A 13,217-nucleotide genomic window follows, 5' to 3' on the forward strand; every position below is an offset into this window, starting at 1 on the left:
CCGGACTCCCTCAACCGCCTCGGCAGAGACGATCACGTCGCTCATCAGGTGTTCTTCCTTGATCGGGAGTTACACCGAAGACCGTACAGACCCGGCTACGAGCCGTGGGGCGGGTGCGCGGGGTTCAGGTAGGGGGTGACGCCGGAGTAGGACATGCCAAGCGCCGCGGTCAGCAGTTCGATGTCGAGTTGGTCGGCGAGGGTCGGCAGACGCGTGGAGCGCAGGACCCGCGGCAGCAGGCCGACAGGGGTGAGGCTGGCGCGGATATGGGCGGCGTCAGCGGGGGCGCGGGTGGTGGCGGTGAGGCGGGTGGTGAGGATGTGGGGGTTGGCCGATCCGGTGCGGGCACGGTGGTCCAGGCATCGCTGCAGGGCATTCCAGGTCGCGGTGTCGAGCGGGGTGGATACCAGGCGGCCGGGGAGGCGCAGCGTACGGCGAGCGGTGTCCAGGGCGTCGTCGGTCAGGTGGCGCAGTCACGCTGCGCCGCGGCCGAAGCCGCGTCCTGCGGGCGTTGATCCCCAGCCAGTCCACCGGCGACTCCCCCACAGCGTCGTCCTGACCGGCGTCGGCGTCCATCACCTCGCCCTCGCCGGCGTCCGACACGACGGTGTGGTCCTTCTCCCCCGCCCGCTTGGTGCGCAGCTCGGTGATCCGGCCCACCACGCGGGCGTCGTGGGCGGCCAGGGCCCGCAGGACCCGCCAGATGGTGCGGAACGAGGACGCCTCGATCTCCTCCTCGGCCTCGGCCTTGACCGCCTCCCCCGCTTCGGTGACCTTGGCCGGGTCGGCGGTGGTTGTGTCGTCGCCGACCTCGGGGGTGGGCAGGTAGACGGGGATGATGACCCAGGAGGCCTTGCCCTACCGATAGGACTGGCGCAGCGTCCGGCCGACGGCCTGGACGACGTCGATGACCGAGCACTTCGGATCCGAAAAGACGATCGAATCCACGGCCTCGACGTCGATGTCCTCGTTCAGGAGCCGGCTGTTGCAGACGGTGCAGCACTCCTCGCCCTCCTCTCCGGGCCGCTCGCCGGTGGTGGCCGAGAAGGTGGCGATGGCGGCCCGGCGGTCCTTGAGCCTGTCGCTGCCGACCACCGCGAGAGCGGTCACCCGCTCCCGCCGGTCCGTAGCAGGCAGCAGCTCGGCGGCGGCGTTCATGGTGGCGGCGAGGTTCCAGCGGAGCTTGGTGGAGACCCATTCGGAGGCGCAGCGGCAGTGGACGGGCCCGTTGAGTGGGGGGAGCCGGTCGGCGGGGTCCTTGTCGTCCTTGGCTCGGTTGGACTTGGCGGTGACGGCGAGGATGAGGGGTGATCCCTGGTCGTTGGCGTAGGCCTCGCAGCGTTCGGGGGTCCAGTCGTAGCCGCCGACTGGCGGGGAGCGTCATTCCAAGCACGCGATATTCGGAGGGCGTCGGCGTCACTGAACCGTAGGGTGAGTGCGCCAAGGCAGCCTGGTAGCAGGGAGAAGCGTGCGGTCCGAGGAACATGCGGGGTGGGAGCAGGACTTCCCGGTCCGGTATCTCCTGGTGCGGGAGGACATCCACGGCCGGGAGGAGGACGTGCTGTGGGGGCGGTGCGCGGAGGTCGAGGGCCTGTTCATGGACCCGCCTCCGCTGCCGCGAGAGGTCCTGACGCTGCGCGGCTGCCCGCGCGAGAGCCTGCTGGTCCAGGCCGTGACGGACAGCACCGAACCGGTACGGCTGCTGCGGGACGGAATACTCTCGATCGAGCCTGTGGACCCCTAGAACGACGGGCCGGCCCGTTTCTGGGACCTGGAGGACACGGCTGTCCTGGCCCGGTGGCCCACGCCGGGCGATCCCGGACGCGTGGACATCGTCGTGGGCACCGGCGTCAGGGAGGACGACTTCTGGGGCGGCAAGCGGCTGCCTTCGAGCCCGCGGTTCGACCTGTGGTTCCCCTCGATCCAGGGGGACAGCCCATCGGGCAGCTGCCGTTCCGTTGACGGCCTGTTCACCCCGCGCCCGAAGCGACCCACCCAGCCCGTGCACCTGATCGGCTGCGAACCCGCCGCACCGCTTCTGGCCCTGCTGCGTCGTCCCCTTCCGCAGAAGGGCGACCCGATCACGCTCTGGCGCCTCGACCGCCACGGTCGGACGATGACCAGGTACCGCCTCGACCTGCACATCGTCGAGGCACGCCCGTCCGTCCTCGGCGGAACCCTGATCGACGTCACCATCGCCGACCCCGGCGACGACCGCCCCGCCCTGGCCGCCCGCACGGTCTGGGAGATCTGGTCCGACGGTACTCCCACGCTGCCCAACCAGTGGGCGAAGTTCGACGCCAAGGGCCGGTCCGAGTGGCTGAACCTCACCCACGTCGGCCCGTACGGGCCGGGCGGCCTCTCCGGTGGGACCTACCACCTGGACGGACAGCACGTCACCGACAGGAGCGGCTTGGTCCTGGCACTCGGCGAAGCCCTGCTCGGCCCCGGCGCCAACTACGGCAGATGCCTGGACTCGGTGGCGGACCACCTGTGCGGTGGGCCCTCCGTCGTCCCCCCGTTCACCCTCGTCTGGCACCATGCCGACATCGCCCGTCACGCCCTCGCCGGACACGTCCTGCACCACCTCGGCGGCCTGTCCTACTTCGAGGTGACCGTGAACCTCCTGCGCGAGAAGGGCGTCGACGTCGTACTCCGGTGAGGCAGGCGACGGAGAATTCCGGCCCCCTCGACCCCGACGACGGCCAACCCGGGCTCGCCGAAGACGCCGCCCACACCGTCACCCTCCTGACCACGGCACTCGACCAGCAGGAGCCGGCCACGTGAACCCCGGCGCCGCAGACACACCGCCGACCGTACGCGACCTCGCGAAGGACGGACCGGCCCGGTCACCCCATGTCCAGTACCGCGTTCGGCCCTCACGCCTCCATCGCCTCCGCTGCCTCCCATTGCGCGGGCGGGACGGCAGCAAGCGGCCGACCGGCCGGCCAGCGACAGCGAGCCGGACAGCGACGACGGCGCAGGCACAGGCACAGGCACAGGCACAGGCAGCCGAGCAGACAACGGCGCCCGGGCAAGGCGACCCAGCGGGAACAACCCAGCCCCGGCCAGCGGGCACCGACCGAGACCGGGCAGGCAGGCAGGCGGCCGGGAAGCCGGGCGCGAACCCTGCCCGGCTGGTCAGGCCGCCGGGGACACGAGAACTCATCGGCACTAGCGGGGCCAGAGCGGACGATCTCACCAGTTCCCTGGGAACATAACTCGCCAACCCTGCCAGGCGGAACTCGCCAGCGCAGGTCAGCGGCTCGCTCCGGCCGAAGAATGAGGGCGGGTCGGGAGCGGTGCCGCCAGGATCCAGTCTTCGCGGGCTTGGCCGCTTCGGCAGCCGCAGCCGCCTTGGCGGCCTGCTCCGCCCACTTTTCGACGGCAAGCAGCTGATTGCCGTCCGGGTGGTCGGGCGCCTGGTCGAGAGTGTGTCAGCCAGGCCGCCGAACCGATGCCACACCGCCGCGTAGCAGCGGCAGCGTGGCCGCCGCGACTGGCAGAGCCCGTTGGCAGTCGCAGGTGTTGATCCCCCCGCCCTTGGTAAGGCGGTGCGTACCAGGGCCGGGGCAGGCCCACTCGGGTATGGGAGGGCCCGCCCGGTGGGCGTCCTGCCAGCGAACGCGTGGGCGGAGGAGTACCTGGCCGCCGCCGGCGTCGGAGGGATCCGGACCGGATCACCGAGGTGTTCACGGAACCCGGGAACCCGGAAGCGCACACCCTGCAGACCCTGGCTGCGGCGGACGTTGCCCGACCGGCGTTGCGACGCACGGACGGGACAGGAGCTCACGCCCTCGCCGAGGAGTTCGAGGGAACCGTTCCAGCCGTAGAGCCCGGCACGTGTCTGTCGAGAACCTGCTTCAGGAACCGGGGGTAGACCCCGCAGTGGGTGGAAGCAGGCAGGGAGTGGTGACTCTCAGGTACATGCGGTCCCCGGTACCCGAGGTGGAGGCCGTGGCGGAGTACCGGCTGGTGGGGTGGTAGGTGTCGACGAGTGCGTCCGGTCTGCCGTCGGCGGTCTCGCGGTAGCCCTTCACCGTCAGTCCTTCGCCGGTCAGCAGGTCGCGGATCTTCCTGACCGCGTCGGGGTGCTGGGCGCGTGGAACCGAGCTCTTGACGCTGTACATCAGGATGTACCGGTCGTCGGAGGCGGTTTCGCCGTTCTTGCCGGTGCACGGGGTGAAGAGCGCGGAGATCGTCGACGGGTCGGTCTCGATCCCGGCGGTGCGGGCCATGTGGTCGGTGATCTGCTGGGCCCAGGTCTGGGCGTCGGCTTTGGACTTCACGGGTGGGGTGTCACTCCTGTCGGTAGCGGATGAGCATCCGCCGAGTGCCGCGAGCAGGAGCGCGGTGGCGATGATCCGGCCCGCGGTGCGGGGCGCGCTGGCAGTCATGGTGCTCCTGAGTCGGTGGTCGGTCGGACTGGTCGCAGGGTCAGCGCGGGGGCTTGGGAGCGAGCGTCGGTGGCCGGCCCGCGATGATCCGCCCCTGGTTGTCGAGGCTTTCGCTCGCCCCGTTGGGGCCCGTGTCCCAGTAGCCCCCGTGTCCGCTGGTGTCGATCTGGATGCGCTGGCCGCCGAAGACCCCGTTCTGGGGGCCCTCGCCGAACACGGTGCCGGTGAATGTCTGGATGAAGTCGTCCTTGGCCGTGCCGACCCAGACGTGCCTGGGATCGATGTTGAGCTCGGACGCCTTGTCCACTCCCATTCCCGGGCTGCCGAGCGCGATGATGTCGTCGACATTCGCACCGCCGTCGCGCGCGGCCGCGCCCACCACGTAGGTCCCGTAGCTGTGGCCCATCAGGGTCAGGTGCGAACACAGGCCGTTGTCGCCCTCGGCCACCCGCAGCCCCTTGGCGAAGTTGCGTAGCAGCGGTGCTCCGGCATCTCCCCGGTCGGTTTCGGCTACGGTGCCGTCCAGCCAGTTCGGCGTCTCGTAGCCGAGCCACGATACGACGGCCACGTTCGCACCCCCGTCGGCTTCGTCCTCGGCCGCCTTCTGGAGACGCCGGATGTGGTCCATCTGTCCCGGCACCCCGGCGAACACCGTTCCGGTGCCCGGCACGAAGACCGCCGTGTGCTGCGACTTGTCGGGGTTGCCAGTCGAGACGATGGCCCGGCCGTTGTGCGCCTCGGGATCGACTCCCAGCAGGAACATCCGGTGGTTCTCGGGGTTCCCGTCGGACGCTGCCAGCTTCCTCCTGATCTCCTCCATGGCGTTGATCCGCGATTTGTACTCGTCCTCGTCGACACCGAAGTCGCCGGGCTTCCCGCTTCGGTAGGCGTCCAGCTTCTCGTCGAGGACGAGCCGGTTGGCCTCGTCCCGGACGGTCGTGGGAAGCCCGTCGAGGCGGCCGATCTGATCGGGGTGCAGGGCCAGGTAGGCGTCCTGCTGCTCGGGGGTGAGCCCCTTCCACCAGGCCGCGGACTTCTCCGGGTCCTTGCCGTCCGGGATGTAGGGGTCGACCAGTCCGAGGTCCTGCATCGCAGCTGCGGCCGCGCTCTTCGCCCCTGCCAGCGCACCGTCCACCTTGGCCGGGTCGAGGGCGTCCGAGCTGAGCCGTCCCAACGCCGAGTTGCCCTGGTCACTTGCCGTCTGGGCGTCCTTCAGAGCGGTGTTGATCCGGTCCTGGAAGCTCCTCATCTCCGACCCGAGCTGCTGGCGCGCCTTCTGCGCCTCCGGGTCGTTGTGCTCCCCCTTGCCCTCGGGCGGGAGGCTGACGACGCCGTCGGCGGACACGTTCAGGCCGGCGTCCACCGCACGGTTCACGGCGTTGGTGAGGTTGGTCCGCGCCTGGTACATCCGGTCGGCGACGGTGTTGAGGACGAGGGCGGCGGTGTCGGCCTCCATCTTGACGATGTTCAGGTGCTGTTCCGTCTTCGCCAGGAACGGCAGCGCGGCCTTCGCGTCCTCGCCCTCCCAGTTGCCGGCCAGCGGTCCGTCCACCTGGCTGCGGTGCCGCTGGCCGGTGGTCTCCGCCGCGTGGCCGAGCGCCGTCCAGGTCTTCGCCGCGTCGTGCAGCCCGTGCGGGTCGAACTTCACCAGGAGCTCGTATGCGCTGGTCACTTGGCTGCCTGTGGCGCGACGGCCCACGCGCCGGCGACGGCCTGGTCGGTGTGCTCGTGTGCGGCCGCGTTGGCCTCCAGGTTGGTCGCGGTGCTCACGAGGCGCTGCCGCAGTTCACCGAGCGGCTTGGACCAGTCGGTACCCAGCTGCGCGAGTCCACCCGCGATCGACCATCCGGTCAGCTGCCCCGACACGGTGGCACTGGTGTTCACCGCGTCCTGTATCGGCGTGCCGAACTCCTCCGCCAGCGTCTTCGCGACACCCGCGGATGCCCGTAGATCCGCCGGCTTGATCACAACCTTGCCTGTGGTGTTGTCAGCCACGTGGGTTCCCCTCCCCGAAACGAATGCCTGAGCTCAACCCCCGCAGAACCCTAGACAGGTGATGCGCGCTCCGCATCCGTACAAATACTCAGATACTACTGCGGACCGCACAGGCGGTCGGGGTTACACAGGGAGTACCGGCCCCTGGGCCCGCGCAGCAGGGCAGGCGGGTCACTGACGGCTAGGGGAGATCGAGGGGCCGATCCGGGAACGGGACTGGCTGCCGGTCAGGGCTCGATGTGTACGGTGATGCAGGGGTCACCGTTCTCGCCGCCGGTGGTTCCGCGCTCGCCCGGGCTGGAGGCGAACAATGGGGCGATGATACTCCGGATGGTGATGATCTGGATCGGGTCAGCCCCCCGCGATCCTGACACCACCGAGCAGGCCGCCGCCAAGATGCTGACCGAGCTGACCAACCCGGTGCCCGCGCCTCAAGCGACCGCCACGACCCCGACTTCGGGTAGGCGGCGGCCAGGAGTTCCTGCACTCCCCTTGAAGCTACTGTTGACCAGGGTCAGTCGGCTGCCGGGCCTGCCCACCGGGCGTTCTGGCGCCCGGAGGTAGGTGGTCAGGTCTCGGTGGGCTCCCGTGGCGGTCTCCACCGCGTTCTGTTCCCGTGTTCCCCGGGCATCCCTCGATCCCGGGGAAGGTCCGTCAGCTGTTCTGTTCGAGGTCCTGGAGCGCGGCCTCCGCGACGACGCGGGAGAGGACCACCTCGCGGCGGAGCTCTCGGCGAAGAAGGCCGGGTCTGTGTGGGCGACGGCCTGCACCGCGTGGTGCAGGCCGTCGCCTTTCTGCCGGCAGTCTCGGAGGATGTTTGTAGTTCTTCCATGCGAGCGAAGGTGTGCTCGACGCAGGCGCGCACGCGTCGGTGTTCGGCGTCGTCCTCTTCCTGGGCCCGCGGAGGGGGCGGCCTGCTCGTGGGCGATGAGGGATGACGAGGCCGGTGTTCGGGTAGGCGCCGTCGGCCGAAGACGTAGCCCTCGGTCGCCCTGTCGAATCGTTCCCTGAGCTGTTCCGGAGTCAGCACGTACGGATCCGGGTCAGCCACGACGTTCTTCGTCAAGGGCTCGGATCTCGGCTGTCCACACGGTGATCTTGGCGATCAGAGCGGCTCGGTCGTAGGGGTCGACCGCGTCCCGCTCGTCCCGGAGGTCGAGGACTCTGGTCCACCAGTCTTGGCGTTCGCGTTCAGCGGTCGCGCCGTCATAGAGCCCCACAAAGCGGGCCGAGAGGTGTGTCGCTGTCTCGGCGAACATGTCGTAGACCACGGACGTGGGCACGTCCTCGCAGATTGCCACGGTCGGGCTGTGCTCAGTCGTCTCGCTCCTCGAATCGCGGGTTAGGTCCTTGCCTTCGGTGAGTATCCACGGGTCCCTTAGTCGTCCCACAGTCCGATCTGTCGGAGGTTCGCCGCCGCTTATAGACAGGAGCCTGCCGCTCGGGTCCACGCATCGCAGTGGCGTGGTTCGAGCTGTGCAGGGTCAACGGGGCCCTTCAAGCCCAGGCGGCCGTACCCGACATCCGTCCCCGGCGGATTCTCGGTCGACACGGTCGTCGCGGCTGCGGCCCTCGGGAAGCGGCATGGCGGGTGAGCCGTCGCCTCGTCGGCCGGTTGCGAAGAACCTGGCGTCGGCGACCACTGCCTCGGCGTTGCGGAAGGTGCCCTCGGCGACGAAGGAGTACCCGTGCTCGACCGCGTGGGCGAACGCCACCTGCCAGGCCGGACGCGCGACGCCCTCCGACGCCGACGACGAGGCACTCCCGCCCGCGCTGGCGCGCCTGCAGGCGCAGACCGCGAGCTGGAATGGCGCTGAGCTGCTTTACCGTCAGGCCGTCGACGCCGGATACACCGTCTCCCTGATCGAACTGGCGCGGCTCAGGGAGCAGCACAGCGACCTGCGGGGCGCCGAAGCGCTCCTCCGGCGCGCCGACGACGCCGCGCGCGGCAGCGTCGTGGCACCTCGCCCGGCTGGGTGAGCAGGGCGGCGACGCGAGGGATGCGGGGGCCCTCTACCGGCAGGTCGCGGAGGACGGCTACGCCGCCGCCCTGGCCGAACTGGCGCGGGCGGCCGGAGAGAGGCCCGGGCCGGCGGACGCGTTCGCGCGACGGGCCCTCGATGCCGGCTACCACGCCGCGCTGACCGAGACGGGACGGCTGAGGGAACTGCACGGAGACAGGGACGGCGCACGAGGCCGCTACAGGGAAGTCGCCGCCACCGGAGACTCCGCCGCCCTGGCCGAACTGGCCCGCCTGAACGAGCAGGACGGGACCCGAACGGCCGAGGACGTCCTCACCCGGCCGACGTAGGCGGAACTCACCACGGCGCATCCGCCGGGCCCGGCCGGCTGAGCGGGCCTGTCACGGGCTCACCCCCGCCTCGCCGCCGACGGCCGCTGCCGCCCGCCTTCCACCGCACGCCCGGCCAGGCTGGTGACGCCGGCATACGCAGGGCGGTCCACGACAAATGGGGCTATCCCCATCATGCGATTCGATCCGTACGCTCCAGCAGCCGCCTTCCGTGCGCGTCCCCCCCTCCGCCACACATTCGCCGTCATACCCGCAGAGAAACAATCAGGACGGCTTCGGAGAGGCATGGTGACCCGCGGCGCGGAATCGGATTCGATCATTGTGCTCCGCGACACGCGGGTCGGTTCAAGCTCCGACCTGATCATCTGGAATGCTGTCCCACGTCCGCCGTCCAGGCTTTGAGCGGCGGGCATCCGCAGTACCGGGCAACACCGCCCGGGAAGCCCACGGAGAGAACGGAACATCATGAAGCCATCTGTGCTTGTCGTGTCCACCGACCCCCAGGGGTCCGCCGTCGTCTGGGCGGAGCGGGTGGGAGACAACCTGCCCTTCGACTTCATGGCGGCGCACGAGCAGGCCGATCAGTTGATCCACCTGAAGAACACCGGCGCGAAGATCCACGTCATCGCCAATCAGAAGGGCGGCGTGGGCAAGACCACCACCACGGTCAACCTCGCGGCGTGCACTTTCGACGTCCTAGGCGAGAAGGACGAGTACGAGCACATCTTCATCGACACGCCGGGCACCCTGGCCGACGAGGAGATCCTGCGCCGGGCACTGGAGATCGCGGACGACGTCCTGGTCCCGATGATCACCGAGCCGCTGTGCTTCGACCCGACGGCCCGGACCATCCAGAAGGTCATCGAGCCGATGGACATCCCCTTCCGGATCGTCGTCAACAACTGGGACCCGCGCGACGGTCGCGCAGACCTCGAGGACACCGAGGCGTACATCACGGCGAAGGGCTGGCCCCGCGCCAAGACCGTCCTGCGCCGCTACAAGATCCACTCGCGGGCGGTCGCCGAGGGCACCGTCGTCACCCAGTACAAGGAGAGCGGCACGGCCTACCGGGCGCGGGAGGATTTCTTCCGCCTGTCCCTCGAGCTCGGATACGGGGGTCGCTGATGGCGGGCCGTCGCGTCTCCTTCGCGTCGATGGCCGCCGACCCGGTCGTCGACGCCCCGGGTGTGGACAGCAGCGCCAACGACACCCCGGCACGGTGGGTACCCACTGCCAACTGCCTGCCCAACCCGCGCAACCCCCGCGACGAGCTGGGCGACCTCTCCGACCTGGCGAGCATCAAGGACCGCCAGCTGCAGAGCTGCCTCGCCGTCACCCCGGACGCCTACCTGCGGCTGTGGCCGGAGGACCGGCAGGCGCTCGGTGCGGGTCCGCAGGACGTCGTCATCGTCAACGGCAACCGCCGCCGCGCCGCGGCGCAGCTGTACGGGCGGGAGCAGTTGCTGGTCGTCGTGGACGACACGGTGGCGGAGTCCAAGGCGACCCTGCTGCGGGCGGCGCTCGACGAGAACATGGCGCGCAAGGACTTCGACCCGATCGAGGAGGCCAACGCGGTCCTGCTGATCGTGGCGCAGTACCCGACCGCCAAGGAGGCCGCCGAGGCCGAGGGCTGGTCCCAGAGCTGGATCTCGCACCGCAAGAACCTGCTGAAGCTCCACCCGGAGCTGCAGCGCCAGGTGCGGGCCAAGGCGCGCGGCGAGGATGGCGTCTCCATCAACGTCGCGCGGCGCCTGGGGTCGGTCAAGGGCATCGAGGAGATGTCCCTGGCCGAACAGACGGCAGAGCTGGAGCAGCTGCTCCAGTCCGACTCCGACGCGGTGGCGGCCAAACGGGCGGCGAGGGTGGAAGCGAAGGCCGCGGCCAAGGCCGCTCCTGCCGACATGCCGGCCCCGCAGCCGGTGGTCGCCCCGGCGCCGGCCCCCCAGCCGGCCACGGAGGCTGCGCCGCCGGCGCCGCGGCCAGTGGTACCTCCCGCCTCCCGGCCGGAGCCCGCCCCGCAGGCTCCGATCGCGAGCACTGAGCCCACTCCGATCGCCGACCGATTTTCCGCGGAAAATTCAGAGCCGCTCCCGATGCCTGAGCAGCGGGAGAAGCCGGCGGCCTCCGCCCCGACGGTGGAGCTCGGCGATGTCGACTGGCACAACGTCGAGGAACTGGCAGATGCCATCTGCCGCACCCTCTCGGCCGACGAGGCCTACCGGCTCGCCGACGCCCTGGCCAACCGTCTGCTGACGACCAACAGCTGACACATCCGTGTTGTCCCGCCTCACCTTCGGGCGGGGCGGGACAACACGGCTCCTTGAGGCCCGGCGCAGCGGGGCCAGCTGTTCTCCTTGGTCGACAGGCCGAGGAAACCGTCAGGCGCGCGTGGCACGATGTCAGGTGCTCCTTGACAACTCGACACTCTGACCACGCCACTTCTGACAACACAGTGACGGGCTTCCAGACCTGGCATCCCATCAGTCAAGAAATGGCAAAGCCGCTGCTGCGCCGCAGCTCAGGAAGTGTCCTCCCCGCACCCGCGGGGGTCAGCCGCGGTCATGTGTCCAACTGTACCGATTGCGGTCGTCCTCCCCGCACCCGCGGGGGTCAGCCGACACCGACGAGTAGCCGTCGTGGTCGTATCGGGTCCTCCCCGCACCCGCGGGGGTCAGCCGGGCGGTGACGGCAAGAGCACCCTTGCCCGTGAGTCCTCCCCGCACCCGCGGGGGTCAGCCGGCAGCAGGGCCACCACCGGCCCCGTGCGCGCGGTCCTCCCCGCACCCGCGGGGGTCAGCCGTCCGACGCTGGCCCGGGCCGGTGGTCCCGCGCGTCCTCCCCGCACCCGCGGGGGTCAGCCGGAACAGCACCGATGACCAACAGCACCACGTCCGTCCTCCCCGCACCCGCGGGGGTCAGCCGGCTGCGCCTTGCCCCTGCGGGGCACGGCCCTGGTCCTCCCCGCACCCGCGGGGGTCAGCCATCGGTGCCGGGGTGCCGGTCCGAATTACACCCGTCCTCCCCGCACCCGCGGGGGTCAGCCGGCCGGCGGGAGCTCCAACCGGATCTCGGCGGCGTCCTCCCCGCACCCGCGGGGGTCAGCCGGTGTACCGCAGAAACGTCCCAAACGTCCCCGAGTCCTCCCCGCACCCGCGGGGGTCAGCCGGACGGCGTTGACCGGGCCCAGGGGTTCGGCGCGTCCTCCCCGCACCCGCGGGGGTCAGCCGGTCGGCGCCGCCGAGCTGTCGACCGTGGCGGAGTCCTCCCCGCACCCGCGGGGTCAGCCGGAGCAGATCGACTCGCTGACTGCGGCCTACGCGTCCTCCCCGCATCCGCGGGGGTCAGCCGCAGGACTTGGACCGGGTCATGGCCAGCCCGATGTCCTCCCCGCACCCGCGGGGGTCAGCCGGCGAAGCGGATCCCCGTGAACCCGTGCGCGGAGTCCTCCCCGCACCCGCGGGGGTCAGCCGCACACGGGCCTGGAGAGCCTGGTCGGGACGGCGTCCTCCCCGCACCCGCGGGGGTCAGCCGTCGCTGCGGGTCAGCTCCATGCCGATTCGGCCGTCCTCCCCGCATCCGCGGGGGTCAGCCGGATTCTAAGCCTGTGAGATCCACGAGGGCGGGTCCTCCCCCTACACGAGGTCAGTCGAGGCAGCAGGTCAGAGGTGCCAGGAAAGCCGGCGGAGATGCAGGTACGAGGGCAGCGGTCGGCTTGCGGCCTGCCAGCAGCGGCGACAGTGGGGTGGCTCCGCTTGAGCCGCACCCAGGCTCAAGCGGCCTCCGTTGCACTCAGTCCGCCTCCGGCGCACTGATCGCGACAAGCTCGACCTCGAAACCGTCCTCGTTCTCCAGATAGGCGGCATAGACGTGCTCGCCGCCCGCGTGCGGGTGACGGTCCGGAAACATCAGGCGCCAGCCGTGCTGGTGGGCTTCCGAGACCAGCGCCTCCACCGTGTCCGGCCCGTCGATGTGGAACGCCAGGTGGTTCAGCCCGGGCCGACACCGGTCGTGACGGTCGGCGGTGAGAGCCTTCGACTGTTCGAAGACGAGGTACGTGGCCCCGAGGCGCCAACTGCGCCCGTCGCTCCAGCTCTGGGCCAACGTGTATCCGAGGGCCTTCAACAGCCACCCGAAGGAGGCCGTGGCACGGTCAAGGTCGGGGACCCAGATCTCGACGTGGTGCAGCATTCCGCCGATGGGCCTGGTCACGCCGCCGCCACAGAGGCCGTCCCGGCCGACCGAGCCGAGTCGCACGATGCCCCCACCGGCACGGCATCGCATCGGCGGCTCCCGGCTGCCCGGGGGACCCTTGAGCAGGTCCGGCACGTGGCCGGGGAGTCATGGACCGTCAGCACGTCGTCCTCACCATCGGTCACGGCCGCGGCCCGTCCGTCGCCCCCGAACCCGCTCGAGGACGCTCAGCGCGGCAGGCCCCGCCGTGCGCGCGTCTGCGGGCATTGTAGATGTCCCGCGAAGTCCCCCTTCTCCACTGGCCGGCTCCGCGGCCGCATCCA

At 70.5% G+C, this 13,217-nt stretch carries 12 protein-coding genes, 1 pseudogene and 1 CRISPR repeat array; of the genes and pseudogenes, 6 read left to right on the top strand and 7 right to left on the bottom strand.

The genetic code is table 11. The features are described 5' to 3' along the window. Positions 1-858: 858 nt before the first annotated feature. Complete coding sequence (locus tag ACIA8Q_RS27190; protein WP_396317811.1) at positions 859-1,158, bottom strand: helicase-related protein; 300 nt, start codon at positions 1,156-1,158, stop codon at positions 859-861. 310 nt (positions 1,159-1,468) lie between these two features. Between ACIA8Q_RS27190 and ACIA8Q_RS27195 the strand changes: the two genes are divergently transcribed. The 3 genes from ACIA8Q_RS27195 to ACIA8Q_RS27205 all read left to right on the top strand — a co-directional run bounded on the left by ACIA8Q_RS27195 (position 1,469) and on the right by ACIA8Q_RS27205 (position 2,787). Further along, positions 1,469-1,744: a hypothetical protein gene (locus tag ACIA8Q_RS27195; RefSeq protein ID WP_396317812.1), complete on the top strand. Its 276-nt coding sequence runs from the start codon at positions 1,469-1,471 to the stop codon at positions 1,742-1,744. Positions 1,745-1,825: 81 nt separating this feature from the next. Beyond that, positions 1,826-2,662, top strand: a complete 837-nt coding sequence (locus tag ACIA8Q_RS27200; protein ID WP_396317813.1) for a barstar family protein — start codon at positions 1,826-1,828, stop codon at positions 2,660-2,662. Beyond that, positions 2,659-2,787, top strand: a complete 129-nt coding sequence (locus ACIA8Q_RS27205) for a hypothetical protein (protein WP_396317814.1) — start codon at positions 2,659-2,661, stop codon at positions 2,785-2,787. The genes ACIA8Q_RS27200 and ACIA8Q_RS27205 overlap by 4 nt, the downstream gene beginning before the upstream one ends. 1,076 nt (positions 2,788-3,863) lie before the next feature. Here the strand turns inward: ACIA8Q_RS27205 and ACIA8Q_RS27210 are convergent. The 5 genes and pseudogenes from ACIA8Q_RS27210 to ACIA8Q_RS27230 form a co-directional block, all read right to left on the bottom strand. Next, complete coding sequence (locus ACIA8Q_RS27210; protein ID WP_396317815.1) at positions 3,864-4,289, bottom strand: hypothetical protein; 426 nt, start codon at positions 4,287-4,289, stop codon at positions 3,864-3,866. Between the two features lie 148 nt (positions 4,290-4,437). Then, positions 4,438-6,069, bottom strand: coding sequence for an alpha/beta hydrolase (locus ACIA8Q_RS27215; protein WP_387903259.1), 1,632 nt, complete (start codon positions 6,067-6,069; stop codon positions 4,438-4,440). After that, positions 6,066-6,392 (bottom strand): hypothetical protein, encoded by a 327-nt coding sequence (locus tag ACIA8Q_RS27220; RefSeq protein ID WP_387903262.1) that lies wholly within the window; start codon positions 6,390-6,392, stop codon positions 6,066-6,068. Before ACIA8Q_RS27220 ends, ACIA8Q_RS27215 begins: the two co-directional genes overlap by 4 nt. Positions 6,393-7,147: 755 nt before the next feature. Then, a pseudogene (locus ACIA8Q_RS27225) lies at positions 7,148-7,370 on the bottom strand (IS5/IS1182 family transposase); the annotation flags it as partial. A gap of 65 nt (positions 7,371-7,435) precedes the next feature. Further along, entirely contained in the window at positions 7,436-7,843 is a 408-nt protein-coding gene (locus ACIA8Q_RS27230; RefSeq protein ID WP_396317816.1) for a hypothetical protein, read from the bottom strand. A gap of 133 nt (positions 7,844-7,976) precedes the next feature. On the opposite strand from ACIA8Q_RS27230, the gene ACIA8Q_RS27235 reads away from it, so the two are divergent. The 3 genes from ACIA8Q_RS27235 (at position 7,977) to ACIA8Q_RS27245 (ending at position 10,970) form a co-directional block, all read left to right on the top strand. Then, positions 7,977-8,372 carry a hypothetical protein gene (locus ACIA8Q_RS27235; RefSeq protein ID WP_396317817.1) on the top strand — a complete coding sequence of 132 codons (396 nt, stop codon included), beginning with the start codon at positions 7,977-7,979 and terminating at the stop codon, positions 8,370-8,372. 817 nt (positions 8,373-9,189) lie between these two features. Further along, positions 9,190-9,828, top strand: coding sequence for a ParA family protein (locus tag ACIA8Q_RS27240; RefSeq protein ID WP_308437661.1), 639 nt, complete (start codon positions 9,190-9,192; stop codon positions 9,826-9,828). Beyond that, positions 9,828-10,970: a ParB/RepB/Spo0J family partition protein gene (locus ACIA8Q_RS27245; RefSeq protein WP_396317818.1), complete on the top strand. Its 1,143-nt coding sequence runs from the start codon at positions 9,828-9,830 to the stop codon at positions 10,968-10,970. The genes ACIA8Q_RS27240 and ACIA8Q_RS27245 overlap by 1 nt, the downstream gene beginning before the upstream one ends. Before the next feature lie 260 nt (positions 10,971-11,230). Continuing rightward, a CRISPR array of direct repeats spans positions 11,231-12,295; the repeat unit is 29 nt; unit sequence GTCCTCCCCGCACCCGCGGGGGTCAGCCG. 197 nt (positions 12,296-12,492) lie between these two features. Here ACIA8Q_RS27245 and ACIA8Q_RS27250 read toward each other — a convergent pair. After that, complete coding sequence (locus tag ACIA8Q_RS27250; protein ID WP_396317877.1) at positions 12,493-12,891, bottom strand: VOC family protein; 399 nt, start codon at positions 12,889-12,891, stop codon at positions 12,493-12,495. Positions 12,892-13,217 lie beyond the last annotated feature (326 nt).

This window comes from Kitasatospora sp. NPDC051705 (assembly GCF_044453265.1).
Classification (GTDB): Bacteria; Actinomycetota; Actinomycetes; order Streptomycetales; family Streptomycetaceae; genus Kitasatospora.

Bases quoted from the DNA above. Each gene is read 5' to 3' on its own strand.
- ACIA8Q_RS27190 (WP_396317811.1), bottom strand. From the start codon at position 1,158: ATGAACGCCGCCGCCGAGCTGCTGCCTGCTACGGACCGGCGGGAGCGG.
- ACIA8Q_RS27235 (WP_396317817.1), top strand. From the start codon at position 7,977: ATGGCGGGTGAGCCGTCGCCTCGTCGGCCGGTTGCGAAGAACCTGGCG.
- ACIA8Q_RS27245 (WP_396317818.1), top strand. From the start codon at position 9,828: ATGGCGGGCCGTCGCGTCTCCTTCGCGTCGATGGCCGCCGACCCGGTC.
- ACIA8Q_RS27250 (WP_396317877.1), bottom strand. From the start codon at position 12,891: ATGCTGCACCACGTCGAGATCTGGGTCCCCGACCTTGACCGTGCCACG.